17 protein-coding genes are annotated in these 16,714 nt (G+C 67.5%); 1 reads left to right on the top strand and 16 read right to left on the bottom strand.

The window, feature by feature from the left end; genetic code table 11:
* Positions 1-80: 80 nt before the first annotated feature.
* Together ACZK13_RS02835 and ACZK13_RS02830 are read right to left on the bottom strand one after the other, a co-directional pair.
* Complete coding sequence (locus ACZK13_RS02835; RefSeq protein WP_253143425.1) at positions 81-809, bottom strand: fimbrial biogenesis chaperone; 729 nt, start codon at positions 807-809, stop codon at positions 81-83.
* A gap of 85 nt (positions 810-894) precedes the next feature.
* Positions 895-1,434 (bottom strand): fimbrial protein, encoded by a 540-nt coding sequence (locus ACZK13_RS02830; RefSeq protein ID WP_032128057.1) that lies wholly within the window; start codon positions 1,432-1,434, stop codon positions 895-897.
* Between the two features lie 458 nt (positions 1,435-1,892).
* Here ACZK13_RS02830 and ACZK13_RS02825 point away from each other — a divergent pair, with 458 nt between their 5' ends.
* Positions 1,893-2,258, top strand: a complete 366-nt coding sequence (locus ACZK13_RS02825; RefSeq protein ID WP_014645902.1) for a hypothetical protein — start codon at positions 1,893-1,895, stop codon at positions 2,256-2,258.
* A 10-nt stretch (positions 2,259-2,268) separates the two neighbouring features.
* On the opposite strand, the gene pncB is transcribed toward ACZK13_RS02825, so the two are convergent.
* The 14 genes from pncB to gspE form a co-directional block, all read right to left on the bottom strand.
* Entirely contained in the window at positions 2,269-3,447 is a 1,179-nt protein-coding gene (pncB, locus tag ACZK13_RS02820; RefSeq protein ID WP_010482009.1) for a nicotinate phosphoribosyltransferase, read from the bottom strand.
* A 108-nt stretch (positions 3,448-3,555) separates the two neighbouring features.
* Complete coding sequence (locus ACZK13_RS02815; protein WP_032128058.1) at positions 3,556-4,395, bottom strand: glycosyltransferase family 2 protein; 840 nt, start codon at positions 4,393-4,395, stop codon at positions 3,556-3,558.
* Complete coding sequence (locus ACZK13_RS02810; RefSeq protein WP_032128059.1) at positions 4,392-5,246, bottom strand: glycosyltransferase family 2 protein; 855 nt, start codon at positions 5,244-5,246, stop codon at positions 4,392-4,394. Before ACZK13_RS02810 ends, ACZK13_RS02815 begins: the two co-directional genes overlap by 4 nt.
* A gap of 655 nt (positions 5,247-5,901) precedes the next feature.
* Positions 5,902-8,103: a type II secretion system secretin GspD gene (gene gspD / locus ACZK13_RS02805; protein ID WP_478477908.1), complete on the bottom strand. Its 2,202-nt coding sequence runs from the start codon at positions 8,101-8,103 to the stop codon at positions 5,902-5,904.
* Between the two features lie 9 nt (positions 8,104-8,112).
* Complete coding sequence (locus ACZK13_RS02800; protein WP_032130126.1) at positions 8,113-8,907, bottom strand: hypothetical protein; 795 nt, start codon at positions 8,905-8,907, stop codon at positions 8,113-8,115.
* Positions 8,897-9,616: a type II secretion system protein GspM gene (gene gspM / locus ACZK13_RS02795; protein WP_032130127.1), complete on the bottom strand. Its 720-nt coding sequence runs from the start codon at positions 9,614-9,616 to the stop codon at positions 8,897-8,899. Before gspM ends, ACZK13_RS02800 begins: the two co-directional genes overlap by 11 nt.
* Positions 9,591-10,736: a PilN domain-containing protein gene (locus ACZK13_RS02790; protein WP_032130128.1), complete on the bottom strand. Its 1,146-nt coding sequence runs from the start codon at positions 10,734-10,736 to the stop codon at positions 9,591-9,593. Before ACZK13_RS02790 ends, gspM begins: the two co-directional genes overlap by 26 nt.
* A complete protein-coding gene (locus ACZK13_RS02785; protein WP_032130129.1) occupies positions 10,733-11,596 on the bottom strand; it encodes a type II secretion system minor pseudopilin in 864 nt (287 codons plus the stop codon). Before ACZK13_RS02785 ends, ACZK13_RS02790 begins: the two co-directional genes overlap by 4 nt.
* Positions 11,593-12,225: a type II secretion system protein J gene (locus ACZK13_RS02780; RefSeq protein ID WP_180838638.1), complete on the bottom strand. Its 633-nt coding sequence runs from the start codon at positions 12,223-12,225 to the stop codon at positions 11,593-11,595. Before ACZK13_RS02780 ends, ACZK13_RS02785 begins: the two co-directional genes overlap by 4 nt.
* On the bottom strand, positions 12,222-12,641 hold the full coding sequence (gene xpsI / locus ACZK13_RS02775) for a type II secretion system protein XpsI (RefSeq protein WP_032130131.1): 420 nt from the start codon (positions 12,639-12,641) through the stop codon (positions 12,222-12,224). Before xpsI ends, ACZK13_RS02780 begins: the two co-directional genes overlap by 4 nt.
* Positions 12,638-13,132: a type II secretion system protein XpsH gene (gene xpsH / locus ACZK13_RS02770; protein WP_032130132.1), complete on the bottom strand. Its 495-nt coding sequence runs from the start codon at positions 13,130-13,132 to the stop codon at positions 12,638-12,640. The genes xpsI and xpsH overlap by 4 nt, the downstream gene beginning before the upstream one ends.
* Before the next feature lie 6 nt (positions 13,133-13,138).
* Positions 13,139-13,582 (bottom strand): type II secretion system major pseudopilin GspG, encoded by a 444-nt coding sequence (gspG, locus tag ACZK13_RS02765; protein WP_004142831.1) that lies wholly within the window; start codon positions 13,580-13,582, stop codon positions 13,139-13,141.
* A 49-nt stretch (positions 13,583-13,631) separates the two neighbouring features.
* Complete coding sequence (xpsF, locus tag ACZK13_RS02760; RefSeq protein ID WP_032130133.1) at positions 13,632-14,852, bottom strand: type II secretion system protein XpsF; 1,221 nt, start codon at positions 14,850-14,852, stop codon at positions 13,632-13,634.
* A gap of 24 nt (positions 14,853-14,876) precedes the next feature.
* Positions 14,877-16,601, bottom strand: coding sequence for a type II secretion system ATPase GspE (gspE, locus tag ACZK13_RS02755; RefSeq protein ID WP_049424954.1), 1,725 nt, complete (start codon positions 16,599-16,601; stop codon positions 14,877-14,879).
* Between the last annotated feature and the right edge of the window lie 113 nt (positions 16,602-16,714).

Genomic DNA, 16,714 nt, shown 5'->3' with positions numbered 1-16,714 from the left:
TCCGATCACACTGACATTCCTTCAATTCGCCGCACAGCGGCGGTGGCGGGATGCGCAGGCCCAAGGCCGGCGCGGCGCGTTCAGCCCCCGGTGCTGCCGAGGCGGATGGTGTGTTCCACCCGGCCGCCGTAGTCGTTGATGGTGATGAAGCGGACCTGGTCGGTGCCCGCCGGTGCGGCGAACTCCAGGCTCTGCTTCGGCGCGACCATCGCGCCCTTGTCCTCGACGGCCTTTTCACTGCTGCCGGTCACGGCATGTACTTCGGCCAGAGTGACGTGGAAGGGGCTCGGGTTTTCCACCCGCAGACGGTCGCCCGTGCGGATCCAGCGCAGCGCTGCCGGCGCGTCGTTGGCGACGCCCTTCAGGCCCTGCGGCCGGTAGAAAAGCTTCAGGCGCGAACGGAACGCGACCTGCAGGTAATTCTGTTCGCCGCTGTCGGCGTTGTCCGGGGACGGCGGAACATCCAGCACGTTGAGCCAGAACACCGACTCGCGGTCGGTCGGCAGCTGCGCGCCGGAGAAGATCAGTCGCAGCGCCTGGCTGCGGCCCGGTTCGACGCGCGCGATCGGCGGCGTCAGCACGAACGGGGCATCGCTGGTATCGGCGGTCTGGTTGGCGTCGCCGCTGTCGATCCAGGCCTGCACCAGCGCCGGCGAATCGCCCACGTTGTCGACCTGCACGGTGACTTCGCGCGCCTGCGCCGGATAGATCACTCGCGTGCCATTGACCACCACGCCGGCCAGAGCGTTCTGGCAGAAGGGCAGCGTGAACGCTGCCAGCAGCAGCGCCCGGGGAAAGAATGCTTTCATCGGAAGTACTACGCTCGAGGTATGTGGCCAGGGGCCGCGATGCACTGGCCGGCGCGTACGCCGGCCAGTGCGGGTACGACTACGATCAGTTGTAGATGATCGTGTACTTGACGCTGCTGGTGACGTCGCCCGGGGTGGCGGCGGCAGTGGCGTAGTACTCAGCGTAGTAGTTCAGATCGGCCGAGCCGTCGGTGCCGACGGTGACCCACTGCGAGTTGGTCTGGGCCTGGCCAGCGCCTGCAGCCTTGATCGGCAGGACCTGGTTGTTCGAGCCCAGCAGCTGCAGCTGCACGTTGGTGGCAGCGTTGGCCGAAGCCTGGTTCAGCAGGCGACCGGTGTTGAAGTCAACGGTCGAACCCGGCTCGAAGTAGGTCGCGACGTTGCCGGCGCTGCACTTGGTCAGGTTGATGGCGAACGGGGTGCGACCGGCAACGTTACCGGCGGCGGCCAGGGTGTTCTTGGACACGGTCGGCAGGTTGACGGAGAAGTCCTTGCCGCCCGGGGTCGAGATGGTGCAGGTCTTGTCGGTCACCTTGCCGTTGAAGGTGATGGTGCCGTCGGCGGCGTTGGCGGCCAGCGGAGCGGCGGCCAGCATCAGAGCGGCGATGATATTGATCTTGTGCATTCGCTTTTACCTAACCCTACTGAAGAGATGAGAAGTAGAGGAGGAAGCAAGGAGCACTGCCGGGCTATCAAGACCCATCCTTGCGTCTCACCTGTGGCCGGACTCGGACATACCTTCCCCTGAATCCGTGACGCAAGTATAGGCACAACTGTGATGAAAGTCTCATTATTTTTCTGAACGCCAATTCATTGACGCCTCAAATGTGACGTGGTAGGCGGAATGAGAGCCCGGCGGGCGTGGGGGATTTGACGGCAAGGCGATCAGGTCACAAACGACCCTGCATGACGCTTCCCGTGGCGCGTTCGGCATGCGGAAAACAGGCTTTTTTTAGGTGGAAATCGCCTTATTTGATGCGCATCACTCTTTCTTGGTGATGGCCCTAGCAGATTCGGATTTGTCCTATTAAAGACGGATCGAACCTGTCGCTAACTAGGACACACCGAACCAGAGAACGTGTCATGAGGAACTCCATTCTGCTGTGTGTGGCTCTGATGTCCGTCAGTGCGCTGGCCCAGGCCAGCAGCGGCAGCATCCGTTTCAGCGGCCGTATCGCCGAGCCGGGCTGCACGACGAACCTGTCCCAGGGTGAGCTGAGCCTGGCCGCCTGCCCGCCCTCGGCCAAGGGCTCGACGGTGGCCGTGACGGCGCTGGCCGATGGCCAGGCCGCGACGCTGCGCGACGGCAAGCGCCAGGGCCAGAAGCTGTCGGTGTCGGCCAGCGCGATGCGCGCCGGCGATATCGCCTTCTCCGAGCGTTACAGCGTGCAGGCTTCGAAGCAGCAGCCGCTGCAGGGCGCCTACCTGGTGGTGGTCGACTACCTGTAAGCCGACGTGTTTACGCCGGCGGCAGCTCGAACACCTGGCGCAGATAGGCCAGGTAGCCCGGGTCGTCGCACATGCTCTTGCCCGGCGAATCGCTGAGCTTGGCCACCGGCTGGCCGTTGCAGCGGACCATCTTGATGACGATGTTGAGCGGCGTTGGCCCCAGATCATTGGTCAGGTGGGTGCCGACGCCGAAGGCGACCTGGCAGCGACCACGGAAGTAGTCGTACAGGCGCATCACCTTGGCGATGTCGAGCCCGTCGCTGAACACCAGCACCTTGCTGCGTGCATCCACCCGGCGCTGCTGGAAGTGGGCCAGCATGCGGTCGCCCCAGTCGAACGGATCGCCGGAGTCATGGCGGACGCCGTCGAACAGCTTGCAGAAGTACATGTCGAAGTCGCGCAGGAACGCATCCAGGCCGACCACGTCGGACAGCGCGATGCCGAGGTCGCCGCGATACTCGCGTGCCCACGACTCCAGTGCCGCCACCTGCGAATCGCGCAGGCGCGGGCCCAGCGCCTGGAACGCCTGCAGGTACTCATGGGCCATGGTGCCGTGCGGGGTCATGCCGTACAGGCGGGCGAAGTGCACGTTGCTGGTGCCGACCAGCTGCGGGCCGAGCGCATCGCGCAGCAGCGGCAGCAGACGGGCATGCCAGTCACGCGAGTAGCGGCGGCGGCTGCCGTAGTCGGCGATGCGGCACTGCTCGAACCCCGGGGTATCACGCAGCAGCGCGGCCTTGGCCTGCAGGCGGCGCTCGCCCTCGGCGAAGTCGGCGGTGGTGGTGTTGCGGAACCAGACTTCGTTGATGATCGCCAGCAGCGGCACTTCGAACAGAATGGTGTGCAGCCAGGGCCCGGTGATGTCCAGTTCGATCTCGCCGGGCACGGTCTTCGACGCGCGCAGCTGGATGTACTTGCGGTCGAGGTGGAACAGGCCGAGGAAATCGGCGAAGTCCGGCTTCACGAAGCGCAGGCCACGCATGTAGTCCAGCTCCGCGTCGCTGAAACGCAGGCTGCACAGGTGGTCGATCTCTTCGTCGATCTGGTCGATGTAATGGGCCAGGTCGATGCCGGGCGTGCGGCACTTGAACCGGTACTGCACCTGGGCGCCGGGGTGCTGGTGGAGCACCGCCTGCATCATGGTGAACTTGTACAGGTCGGTGTCGAGCAGGGACTGGATGATAGGCATGGGGCGGATTATGCGCCCGGCAGGGTGAACCGGGGTGCCTGCGGCCACACTCAGCTCACGGGAAACAACATTGGTAGATCCACGCCATGCGTGGATGCTCTTGCGGCGCTACAGCGCCCTGCGCAGCAGCTTCGGCACCAGCATCAGCGCGTGCGCCCAGATCGCGCCCCACACCGCTACCCGCACCGGCAGCGAACGCTGCCTGGCCTCAAACTTCTGGAAATAGCGCCACAGGCCCTTGTGCTTGTGCCATTCCACGAAGAACGGCCGCGAGCGGCTGGAGACGCCACGAACGTGGGTGACCTGCAGGTCATTGGCGATCGCCACCACTGCTCCGGCTTCGCGTGCACGCCGGCACAGGTCCAGGTCTTCGGCATGCAGACGATAGCCGGCGTCCCAACCTCCGATGCAGTCGAACAATGCACGCGGCATCATCAGCAGCGCACCGGACAGCGCCGGCACCCGCTGCAGCGCCTGCTGCGGGTCACGCGGCACCGCCAGCTTCGAGCCCTTGCCCGGCGAGCGCAGCATCATCAGGAAATCCGGGTCGCGGCGGCGCACGGCTTCGTCGGCATGGCCCTGCTCGTCCACCTGCTCGACACCGAGCAGGCAGTCCCCCAGTCCTTCCGCGCGGCTGCGCAGTGCGGCCAACGTCTCCGGTTCGACCATCAGGTCCGGGTTGATGAAGGCCAGCCATGGGCTGTGCGAATCGGCCACGCCCTGGTTGTTGGCGGCGGCAAAGCCGGGATTGTCCGGATTGCCGACGAAACGCACGCGCGGGTCGTGGCTGGCATGGCGCTGCACGATATCCAGCGTGCCATCCATCGAGCCATTGTCGATCACCCGGATCTCGGCCACGTCCTGCGCCTGGCGCAGACGCGAGAGGCAGGCGTCGATGGTGCTGCCGCTCTGGTAGGTGACGACGATGGCGGCAATGGCAACATTCAAGCAGGAGGCTCCGGCGCGGAAGACGAGACGAACAGGTCACCCTGTTCCTTCGGCATTATCGCCTGCCGCATGCGCTGCTGCAGATCGGCACGCAGGCCATGCAACGGATCGTGCATGAGGAAGTCAGCCAACCGTGGCACCCACCCCGGCCAGCGCGCGGCCAGGGCCTCGAGATCGCCATCACGGCTGACCGCCTCCCCTGCCCGGCTGACGAAGGCGGTCTCGCACAGCACGTTGCGCCATCCCAGGCCAGCCATGCGCAGGCTCAGGTCCACCAGTGCCGCGTTCCAGCCGGCGTAGCTGTCCACGTCCAGGCCGCCGGCGCGGCGACGCGCGTTGCCGCGCACCAGTACCGCGTGGGTGACCGCCGAGGGCAGCTCCGGATGCAGCACCGGCAGCGTGGCACAGGTGTGTGCCAGCAGCGCCGGGTCCTCCGGTTCGGGATTGATTTCGCCCAGCCGCGGCCATGCAGCGGTTTCGCCGGCATTGCACCACGGGGTTGCGGTGGCGATGGCGGCGTCGCGGGCGAAGGCATCCTGCAGCTGCTGCAGCCAGCCCGGCGCGGGCACGCTGTCCGGCGCCAGCACCGCCACGTCCATGCCCTCGCAGGCGCGCAGCATCTCATCCAGATGGGCGACCTCGCCCAACGGCCGCGCGCGGCGGGTGTATTCGGCCTGCAATGGCGTATGCGCCAACCAGTGCTCCACCACCGCCTGCGCACGCGGGCCGGTCTGCGCGTCATCGGCCAGCCAGACCGCGGTTCCCGGCGCGGTGCCGGCATCCAGCGCGGCCAGGCAGCGGTCGAGCGCGGCATCGTCCACGCACAGCGGCAACAACACGATCGCCCCCATCCCGCCTCCGTGGTTGTCGGTAGCCACAGCCTAGCACTGGGAGGGTATCGGCCGGGTTGCACCCGGCACCTGCAGAGGCCAGAGCCAGAGCCGAAGCAACAGCCGGAGCAAAAGCTGGGTTCCTGGGGGATGGCGGGGTGGGTCCGGTTGCGGGGGACGCTGCAAGTACGTCCATGTAAGCTCGGTCGCCGCTTGCTCGTGTGCGCTGTCCTGCGCACACGGCAAGACCGGGGTTGGGCGTCCTGCCCAACCCGCCCGAGGCATGCCTCGGGCCCATGCGGCTCACGCCCCCACAACCGGACCCACCCCGCCTTCGACAGATCTCTGCGATCTGCAGTAGATCCACGCCATGCGTGGATGAATCTCCATCGGAATCGAATATTTCGAATTGGAATCGAAAAGCATTCACGCATGGCGTGGATCTACCGTGTCGACCAAGGTCGACACCTACCAACAGCAGCAGGAAACTGTCGAAGGCGGGGCACTGTGGGTTTGCGGGGTGTGAGCCGCATGGATGCGGCGACCAAGCCTCCATGGACGGATTTACGGCGTCCCCGCAAACCCACAGTGCCCCGCCCCCCTCAGTAAACCCGCTGTTGCCGTTGCTCCAGCTCTGGCCTCTGCGGGTGCCGGGCGCAGCCCGGCCGTAAACCCCTTACTTCTTTGCGCGCGGCTGGTTCAGCGGTTCCATCGCGCGGAAGCGCTGGCTGTACTCGTCGGTCAGGGTGCGTGCCTCCTGCCCGTTGCGCACGATGCTCGGCGTCAGCAGCACGATCACCTCCGAACGACGGCTGGTGCGGCTCTTCTGCCCGAACAGTGCGCCCACCACCGGAATCCGGCTCAGGCCGGGGATGCCGCTGCTGCCATCGGTGCCCGTGTCGGTGATCAGGCCGGCCAGCATGATGGTGTCGCCGCTCTGCACCGCCGCTTCGGTCGACAGCTTCTTGGTGGAAATCCGCGGGTTGCAGTTGCGCTCCTGCGGGTTGCAGTTCTCCGGCACGTTCGAGGCGCTGCTCACTTCCTGCACGATGTCGAGGAATACCGTGCCGTCGCGGGTGACGCGCGGGCGCACCTTCAGGATCACGCCGGTGTCGATGTACTGTACCGAGCTGTAGCTGCTGGTGCCGATACCGGTGTTCACCGTGGTGGTATTGATCGGCACCTTGTCACCCACGTTGAGCGTGGCCTCGGCGTTGTTGCGCACGAACACCGAGGGGGTCTGCAGCAGGCGCACATCGGTGACCTTGTCCAGCGCGCTCACCACCGCCGCGCCATTGTGGCCGGTGAATGCCCAGCCAAGGCCTTCGCCACCGGTCGCGGCACCGGCAAAGCTGCTCCAGGAGCCGCCGGCGGCGGCCGGCAGGGTCACGCCGGCCAATGCGCCGGTCAGCGCGCGCCCGGCCACCGCGTTGTCGAAGAACCAGTTCACGCCGTACTTCAGGTCCCCCTCCAGTGCGACCTCGGCCACCTGCGCTTCGATATGCACCTGCAGCGGCATCACGTCCAGCTTCTCGATCACTTCGCGGATCGAACGCCAGGCCTGCGGGGTCGAGCGCACCAGCAGGGTGTTGGTTTCCTCCACCGCCGACACGCCCACGCGATCGCCTTCCACTTCCAGGCTGACGCTGACATTGCCGGACTGGCGCTGCGGCAGGTTCATGCTGCCGTTGCCGGTGCCACTGGAGCCACTGCCCGGCGTCGAACCGAAATTGCTGCTGTTGTTGCTGTCCATGCCACGCTCACCGTCGCTGCCCAGCTGCGACGGCATTGCACCCGGTGCCAGCGAGGCCGGGCTGGAGCCGCCGCGGTTGCCGCTGCTGGCGAAGGCTTCACTGAGGCGTTCGGCCAGATCGCGCGCCTTGATGTAGCGCAGCTCATAGGAGAACAGGCGGGCGCTGCCACCGGCGGTGTCGATGCGGTCCAGCCACTGCTGGATCTGGTCCAGGTAACGCACCTGCGGGGTGATCACCAGCACCGCGTTGGCGTTTTCCAGCGGCAGGAAGCGGAACATGCCGGCGCTGGGCGTCTTGCTCTCCTCGCCGAACACCTTCTCAAGGTCGGCGGCCACCTGCTCGGCCTTGCCGGACTGGATCGGGAACACGCCCACCGACATGCCCGACAGCCAGTCGACATCGAAGATCTCGACGGTGCGCATGTAGTTTTCCAGCTCGGCGCGGGTACCGCCCAGGGTGATCACGTTGCGGCCGCTGTCGACGTTGACGATGGCGTTGGGGCGCGCGTACGGCTCCAGCACCTTCTTCATTTCAGTTGCGGAGATGAACTGCAGCGGGATCACCCGTACCTCGAAGCCACGCGCACTGGCTGCCGGCGCCGTGCTCGGCGCGACAGTACCGGCCAATGCCTGATCGGCGGCGACGATGTTGTAGCGGCCGCCGCTGTAGACCATGCGGGCATTGTTCCAGCCCAGCACCATCTCCAGCAGGTTCAACGCCTGCGCCGGCGACACCGGCTTGGGCGTGGCCAGGGTGACTGTGCCCTGCACCCCCGGTGCGATCACGTAGTTCTGGCCCAGCATGTCACCGAGGATGGCCTTGACCACCGCATGCACCGATTCGCCTTCGAAATTGAAGGTTGCTTCACCGGTGCTGGCGCCATGCAGTGCCGGAGCCGGTGCGCGTGCTGCTTCGCGGTTGATCATGGTGCCGGTGCCACGGCGGATCACCGCCTGCGGAGCGCCCTGGGCGTCACGGGCAGCATCAGCGGCGACTTCGGCCGCCTGGCCGGCCTCGGCAGTGGGCGACAGATTGCCCTTGCGCTGCACATGCGGTGCGGACACGGTGCTGCAGCCGACCAGCAGCGCGAGGGCAAAGGACCAGGGAAGGAAACGCAGGCTCATGCATTCACTCTATCGGTTGGTGCCATCGCCCGGGGGCGGCGACGGTTGTTGCTGCTGTTGTTGTTGCTGCAGCTGGCGGCGACGGGCCTGGATGCGTTCGCGGATGGCCTGCATCTGCGCTTCGCTGGGGCCGTTGTTGTTGGCAGGCGGTGTGGCGGCCGCCGCAGCCGAGGATGCTGGCGCACTGCCAGCAGGCGACGGCGATGCGGTTGCCGCAGCCGGCGGCGGTGCCGGCGGAGCGCCTGCCGGGGGCGGCACAACGATCGCACCGGCCGGTGGCGCACCGTTGGCGCCGCGCAGCACGGTCGGTGGTTCACCCCCCTGCCCGTTGAATACCGCCAGTTCCAGCACCTGGTTGCCACCGGGGCCGATCACGGTGGCCTGACGCGGCTGCAGTGCGACCAGCTGCCAGCCGTCGACGGCTTCACCGTTGAGGCGCAGGCGCAGCGAGCGGTTCTGTTCGGTGGTGAAGGTGGCCATGCCGAAGTCGCCGGTCAGCAGCACGCCGGTCAGGCGCAGCGCGGCGCTGGCGGCGGGCTCGCTGCCGCCGAGCAGGTAGGGCTTCGGCCTGCGGTCCTCGGCGAACAGCGGTCGCTCGCCGATCGCGCTGTAGCTGTCGGCGCTGGCCATGCGTTCTGCGGCCAACGGCGGCAGCACCGGCAACGAAGGCACCGCATCGGCATCACCGTCCGCACCTGGCAGCTGGCTGCCCAGACCGAAGCCGGTGGCCAGCCAGACCGCTGCCGCCCAGCCGGCCAGTGCCAGCAGGAAGCCGGTGCGCAGGCTGATCTGCTCAAGCTTCATCGGCCACCTCCTGCCCTTCTTCCGGCGCAGCCGGTGCGGCGGCCGGTGCAGGTGTGGCCGAAGGCGGTTGCGGCGCCGCGCCCGGTTCGGCTGCAGGTGCCGGCGCAGCGCCATCGGCCGCAGCACCGGGCAGCAGGTAACCGGCCAGTTCGAACGACACGTCCAGGCCGAGCCCGGACTCGTTGGGCGACTGCTGGAAGCGCTGCGCGATCAGGTTGAGGTTGTCGACGAACAGGCGCGGGCTGCCGGTTTCCAGGCTGTGCAGCACCGTGGCCAGTTCGGCCACACCGCAACGCAGGCGCACCTGCATGGCCACGCGCACGAATTCGGCGTCACGGCGGTTGTCGGTCAGTGGCGTACGGTTGCTGATGGTGCAGCTGCGGTTGCCCGGGCTGGCCATCGCCACCGCATCCTGCAGCTTCGCGCCCAGCGCAGCGGCCGCAGCTTCGGCGGTGGCTTCGCGCAGGAAGCCCGGCCGCTGCTGCAGTGCCTCCCGGGTGGCGCGCAGGCGCTGTTCGATCTGCGGCTGCTGCTGCAGCTGCGCCTGCACGCGCTGCTCGCGCTCGCGCAGGGCGGCCACGTCGGCGTCGATTTCGCGCAGTGGCTGGGTGAACCAGGGGTGCACCAGCAGCAGGTAGGCCAGGCCCAGCACTGCCAGCAGCAGCGCCAGTGCCAGCCAGCGGTCACGGCGTGCGCTTGGCATCGGCATCGGCCGCCTCCCGGGTCGGGGCCGCAGCCGGCAACGGCTGCAGTTCGGCGGTCATGGTGAAGCGGTCACGGCCACTGGCGGCGCCATCGGCCTGCAGTACGCCGGTCAGATTGACCTTGCGCCACTGCGGTGCGTCCTGCAGCAGCTGCACCAGCTGCGAGGCCTCGCGGCTCAGGCCGATCAGCTGCAGGTTGTTGTTCTCGATGGCCAGCTTTTCCAGGTAGGTGCCCTCCGGCAGGCGCCGGGTCAGTTCATTCCAGATTTCCACCGTTCCGGCGCGCTGGCTGCGCTGCTTTTCCAGGAATGCGGCACCATCGATCAGCGCCTGCAGCTGCGCGCGTTCGCTGGCGACACCACGCGCACTGCGTGCACTGCGCTCGACCTGCGCACGCAGTTCGTCGGCGGCGGCGCGGCGGTTGTCGAGCAGCTGCAGGGCCGCCAGCACCAGCATCACCAGCGCGGCCACGGCCAGCAGCACATTCCAGCGCCGCGTCGGGTCTGCCCGCAGCTGGCGCTGCCCCGGTGGCAGCAGATTCACCTGCAGGGGTTCACCCTCGGTGTCGATGGCATCGACACCGGCCAGTGCATCGGCCCATTCGCCTACGCTGGCCCGCCACGCCTCAAGCTGGCGCAGTGGCCAGGCGATCAGTTCGACCTGCAGCTGGCCCTCGGCGGCGCCCCCGAGTTCACGCACGTCATAGCTGACCTGGCTGGATTCGAACGGCGTCTGGCGGTCGATCTCGAAACCGACCACGGCGCGCAGCCGGTCGGCCGCAGCCGCAGGCAGGCGCAGATGACGACGCAGTACCTCGCTGGCCGGCAGCAGCCACACCCGCGGCAGGCTGCGCAGTCGCGGTTCCAGCACGCGGTCCAGTTCGGCCGGCGACAGCGGCCATGGCACGCTGGCAACTGCTTCGCGGCGTTCTCCGGCCTCTCGCCAGACCTGCAGCTGCTCACCCTGGCGCTGCAGCAGCAGGCGCGCCTGTGCCCAGCCCAGTGCCCACTGCCAACGTGCCGGCACCCAGGCCAGCAGCGATTGCCGCCACCAGCGCAGGAAACGGCCGGCGCCAGGGCCGATCCGGCCCTGCACCTGCCGCACACTGTCCTGCCATGCCGTCATCTTGCTGTCATTCCCTGCTCCCAGCGAAGCACTGTGTAGGACCGCCCGGGAACCCCGCCCGAGCCATTGCGTACCACTGCCTGCAACACCGACCGGCGTCCACTGCCGTCGGTTGCACGAGACTCGATACTATAGGTGCCGCTGCTGCTGGCAAGCGTTGTCGCACCACCAGCGGTATCTGCGTCACGCTCCTGCTGTGCGCGCTGCGCCAGCACGGTATCCGCATCCAGGCCCAGTGCGGTCAGCACCGGCGCGCTGGCGAACTGGGGATCCGGGCGTGCCTGGCGGCTGTACAGGGTCAGGTGCGGCAGCATGGCCTTGTACAGCGGGCCGCGCATGCCCAGTACCCGCTGCAGTTCACCGAGCGTCTCGAAACGCTTGTTGCGTGGGCCATACGGCAACCCCGCCGCCGCATAGTCCGGGGCTTCGGCACCGCCGCCCGGCTGCAGCAGGCTGTCTTCATCACGCCAGTCGACAATGGCACCGGCCAGCTGCCGGGCTGCCCCTTCGTCTTCGCCGAGCGCCTTGAGGAACGCGGTCAGCAAGGTCACGTCGGCCAGGTTCAGGTTGATCTTGCCGTTCTCGTCCAGCACCTTGATTTCGATGCTGGCGTCATCGAACTGCCAGCGGTAGGTTCGGCCATCAGCGCGCCAGGGCGCCCGCAGCGGATCGGCGGACAGGCGCAGCAGCGCGTACTCCAGGCCGGCGCGCGCCCGTTCCTGGCCGCGTGCATCGTCATCCAGCACCCGCTGCTGCAGATGCTCGACCCGTGCGCTCAACGCGAACGCACCGACCAGCGCGGTCATCAATGCGATCAACCACAGCACCAGTACCAGTGCCGCACCGTGTTGCCGGTTCATCGCGCGCCTCCGCTGCCACCGTTACGCGGCGCCACCACCAGCGTCGGCCAGGGCGCGCCCCTGGCCGGGACGATCCTGATCTCCACCAGCATCGGCAGGCGGCGGGTATCGTCCCAGCGCGGCATCCAGTCGCTCACCTGGCCGGTACTGGCATCGATGCCGCGATAGCGCAGTTGTACCGACTTCAGGTTTTCCACCAGCACTTCCGGCGGGCGCGGCGGGTTCTCGGCGATGCGCTCGCCTTCCTGCAGCAGCACCAGGTCCAGCAGCAGGCGCTGCTGGCCATCGCGGCCGTCCACCTGCAGCGCGTGCAGGTAGGGTCCGCCGCGGCCGAGGTAGCCCGGCAGATCGGCGGCGAACAACATGCGCTGCTCTTCGCCCTGGAAGAAGATCGGTTCGCGGGTGGGATCGGGTACTTCCAGCGGCGTGCGCAGCGCACCGGCCAGCTGCCGCCGCAACAGCGCCTGCACCGCGCGCATGCGCTCACTCTCGGCCGCGATCTGCTCGCCACGCTGACTGACCGCCATTGCCGAACGGACGCTGGCGAACGCCAGCGCCAGGCCACCGGCCAGCAGCACCGTGGCCAGCATCACTTCAATCAGCGTGAAACCCGCGGCGCGGCGCTTCATCGCGCGCTCTCCAGGTCCGGCGGCAGCAGGCGCAGGCTGCGCCAGCGCAGCTGCTCGCGTTCGCTGTCGCCCCAACGCACCTGCAGCTGCAGTTCGGCCAGCCAGGGGGCACCGGCCGACTGTGACTGCACGGCGTTGCCGGCACGTGGCTCCACCCACGGCTGCACCTGCAGCTCCCAGTGGTAGCGTCCCTGTTCCCAGTCGCCCTGCTGGCTACCCACCTGCAGTGGCGTGGCGACACCGGTTTCGGCCAGCAGCGACTGCGCATGCAGTATCGCGCGCGTGCGCAGCTCGGCCTCGCGCACCTGCCTGGCACCACCGGACAGACTGCCCAGCAGCAGGGTCAGCGCCAGCCCGAGCAGGGCAAAGGCGATGATCACTTCCAGCAGGGTGAAGCCGCGAACGTGCCGCTTCATTGTGCCCGCCAGGGGCCGGAGCGGACCTCACCGGTCAGCCAGCCCACGTCGATGCGCCATTCGGCATCGTCACGCTGCAGCCGGATGCGGCCACCGCTGGAGCCACCATCGGGATGGAACTCGATCACGCCCTGCCCTGGCGCGGTGGCCAGCTGCGCGGCGCCTTCGAACTGCACCTGCAGCTGTGCCGGCACGTCACCATGGCGCTGGTTGGCGCCTTCCCAGCGCCGCTTTGCCGGTTCGATGACAAAGCGTTGCGGCTCGCCGCGGGCGATCGCCTGCGCGCGTACCACCCGCAGCTGGTTGGCGATGTCCTTGCCGGCGCTGCGCAGCTGCATGCCGGCGAAGCCGCGCGACAGGCCGGCGGCGGTAATCAGGCCGATCGCTGCGATCAGCGCGATCACCAGCAGCATTTCCAGCAGCGACAGGCCCGCTGCGCGCCTGCCGTGCAGGCGCGGGCGAGGCAGCCGGCGCGGCAGGAAATACGTCATGCAGGATTACGGCTGGTAGCGGATGTCGGCATCGACGCTGCTGCCGCCGGCCTTGCCATCCTTGCCGAGGCTGATCAGCTCGTACGGCTGGCCTTCGCCCGGCGCACGGTACTCCAGCGCGTGGCCCCACGGGTCGTTCAGGTCAGCCGGCTTGGCATACGGCCCCAGCCAGCCACCGACACCCGCCGGTGCGGTCACCAGATCGTTGAGCGAGCCGGGCAGCTTGCCGGTATCGATCTGGTAGTTGTCGACCTTGGACGCAACGGTCTGCACCTGCGCCTTGGCGATGTTGGCCTTGCCGCGATCAGCGCCGCCCAGCACGCGGCTGGCGACCAGGGTCAGCACCGCACCGATCAGCACGATGACGATGATGATTTCCAGCAGGCTCATGCCCGACTGGTTGCGCGCGGCGGTGAAGGAAAGGCGGATCGGTCGACGGGAAGCAATCATGGTCGGTCCTTTCAGTTGCGGAGTGTCGGGGTTGCGTAGGGATCCATCGTCAACCGATGGCATTGGTCAGGTCGTACAGCGGTACCAGCACGGCAACGATCACCGCACCGACCACCGAGGCCAGCACCAGGGTGATCGCCGGCACCATCGCCGCCAGCAGGCGGTCGATGCGCCGGGCGCTGTCCTGTTCGAAGGTATCGGCCGCTTTCAGCAGCATGGTATCGAGTGCACCGGATTCCTCGCCGACCTGGATCATCTGCAGCGCCAGGCGCGGGAAACGCTTGCCGCGCGACAGCGCCAGCGACAGGCCGGTACCGTTTTTCACTTCATCCGCGGCGGCTTCCACATCGGCGGCCAGCGCGCGGTTGCCCAGCACGTTGCGGGCGATGCCCAAGGCACCCAGCAGCGGCACACCATTGCGCAGCAGCGTGCCCAGCGTGCGGGCCAGCCGCGCGGTTTCCAGTTCGCCGAGCAGGCGGCCGATGCCGCGACGCTGCAGCAGCCAGCCATCCAGCGCCAGCCGGAAGGCTGGTTGCCGCGCCTTGCGTTCGAAGAACAGCGCAAGTATCCCTGGCACCACCAGCAGCAACACCCACCAGTCGCGCACGAACAGACCCAGCTGCAGCACCGCGTTGGTGAACCACGGCAGCGCCACATCCAGGCTTTCGTACATCTGCGCGAACTGCGGCACCACGTAGCCGAGCAGGAACAGCAGCGCGCCGCCCACCACCACCAGCAGGATGGCCGGGTACACCAGCGCGTTGATCACCTTGCCCTGCAACGCGCGGCTGCGTTCGAGGTAGTCGGCCAGGCGCTGCAGGGTTTCGTGCAGGCTGCCGCCGGCTTCACCGGCCCGCACCATGTTCACGTACAGGCGCGAGAACAACCCATGCTGGCGCTCCAGTGCGGTCGACAGCGGCGCGCCACCGCGCACCACATCGCGGATGTCGGTGATCGCGCGGCGCGAGCGTTCGTCTTCGGGCAACCCGAGCAGGATCGACAGCGCGCGATCCAGCGGCTGGCCTGCACCGAGCAGTGTCGCCAGCTGCTGGGTGAACTGCAGCAATGCAGCGCCCTGCAGCGGCCGTTGGCGGAACAGGTTGCGCCAGGTACTGCCACCGATCGCACCGCCATCGGCCAGCTGGGTCTCCATCGGCAGATGGCCCTGGTCCTGCAGGCGCGCGACCAGCTCGGCCTCGCTTGCCGCTTCCATCTGCCCGTCGAAGATCTCGCCGTGCGGATTCAGTGCCTTGTAACGGTAGGTCGGCATGTCAGCCCCGGCGTCCTGCGCGCATCAGCTTTCCTCGGTGACACGCAGGACTTCCTCGATGGTCGTCTGACCACTGAGGGCCTTGGACAGACCATCTTCGTACATCGTGCGCATGCCGGCTTCGCGGGCAATGCGTTCGATCTCGCCCATGCCGTCGCGGCGCATCACCGCGCGCCGCAGCGCGTCGTTCATCACCAGAAATTCCATGATGGTGGTCCGGCCGAGGTAACCGGTCGGCGCCAGCGCGGAGGGCTTCGGGCGGTACAGGTGGATCGGTCCTTCCGGCTGCAGGCGGCGCAGCTCGAAGCGTTCGATCTCTTCCGGCGAGGCTTCATAGCGCTCGGCATGGGTCGGCTCCAGCCGACGCACCAGGCGCTGGGCCAGGATGCCGTTGATGGTGGAGGTGAGCAGGTAGTCTTCCACGCCCATGTCGAGCAGGCGCGTGATGCCGCCGGCTGCGTTGTTGGTATGCAGGGTGGACAGCACCAGGTGGCCGGTCAGCGCCGACTGGATCGCGATGCGCGCGGTTTCCAGGTCGCGCATTTCGCCGATCATGATGATGTCCGGGTCCTGGCGCACGATGCTGCGCAGGGCGTTGGCGAAGTCGAGCCCGATCTGCGGCTTGGCCTGGATCTGGTTGATGCCTTCGATCTGGTATTCCACCGGGTCTTCGACCGTGATGATCTTGACGTCGGCAGTGTTCAGCTGGCTCAGCGCGGTGTACAGCGTGGTGGTCTTGCCTGAACCGGTCGGGCCGGTCACCAGCAGGATGCCGTGCGGCTGTTCCAGCACCTTGCGGAACTGCGGCAGGAAGGCGTCAGTGAAACCGAGACGATGGAAATCGAACACCACCGTTTCGCGGTCCAGCAATCGCATCACCACGCTTTCGCCGTGCGCGGTCGGCACCGTGCTCACGCGCAGGTCCAGCTCCTTGCCCTGCACGCGCAGCATGATGCGGCCGTCCTGCGGCAGGCGGCGCTCGGCGATGTTGAGCCGGGCCATGATCTTGATGCGGCTGATCACCGCAGCAGTGAGGTTGGCCGGCGGGCTTTCGCCTTCCACCAGCACGCCATCGACGCGGTAACGCACCTTCAACCGGCTTTCGAACGGTTCGACATGGATGTCCGAAGCGCGCAGCTCCACTGCACGCTGGATCACCAGGTTGACCAGGCGGATCACCGGCGCTTCCGAGGCGAGGTCACGCAGATGCTCGATGTCATCGACCGCACCGCCCTCGCCATCGGCGGTTTCGACGATCGCGCCCATCGCGCTGCGGCCCTGGCCGAACCAGCGCTCGACCAGGTCATCAATTTCTGCGCGCATGCCCAGCACCGGTGTCACCGGTACCCCCAGTGCCAGCTGCACGGCCTGCTGCGGATAAGGATCATGGGCATCGGCCAGCCACAGCCGGACCCCCTGTTCATCCAGCGCGAGCGGGCAGACATGGAACTGCTTGAGGAAGCGCAGCGACAACGGCAAGCCTTCCGCCAGCCCTTGTGGCGGTGCTTCCGGCAGCTGTTTGCCTTCCAGCAGCGGCAGCCCCAGCACTTCGGCGCTGGCCTGGGCCTGGTCACGCTCGGAGACCAGCCCCAGCCGCACCAGCAGGCCCAGCAGGCTGCCGCCGGCCTCTGCGTGCAGCGGCCGCGCACGTGCCAGATCGCCTTCCTTCAGCCGGCCGCGCGCCAGCAGCGCATCCAGGATGCGGCCTTCAGCGTCGTCGGCAGCGGCGGTAGCAGCAAGCGCGTTCACATGACTCTCCTGTCAATCGGCTCGACTTTAACAGTTAAGCCATGATTTCCGCCGCCCCTGCGCCACCTTTCGTAAAAAGACGAAGCCCGTCACATGGGATGACGGGCTTCGGC

The sequence above is a fragment of the Stenotrophomonas sp. 99219_Sma genome (assembly GCF_056480785.1).
Note: the sequence above shows the minus strand (reverse complement) of the source record. Positions and strands in the feature narration are given on the sequence as shown.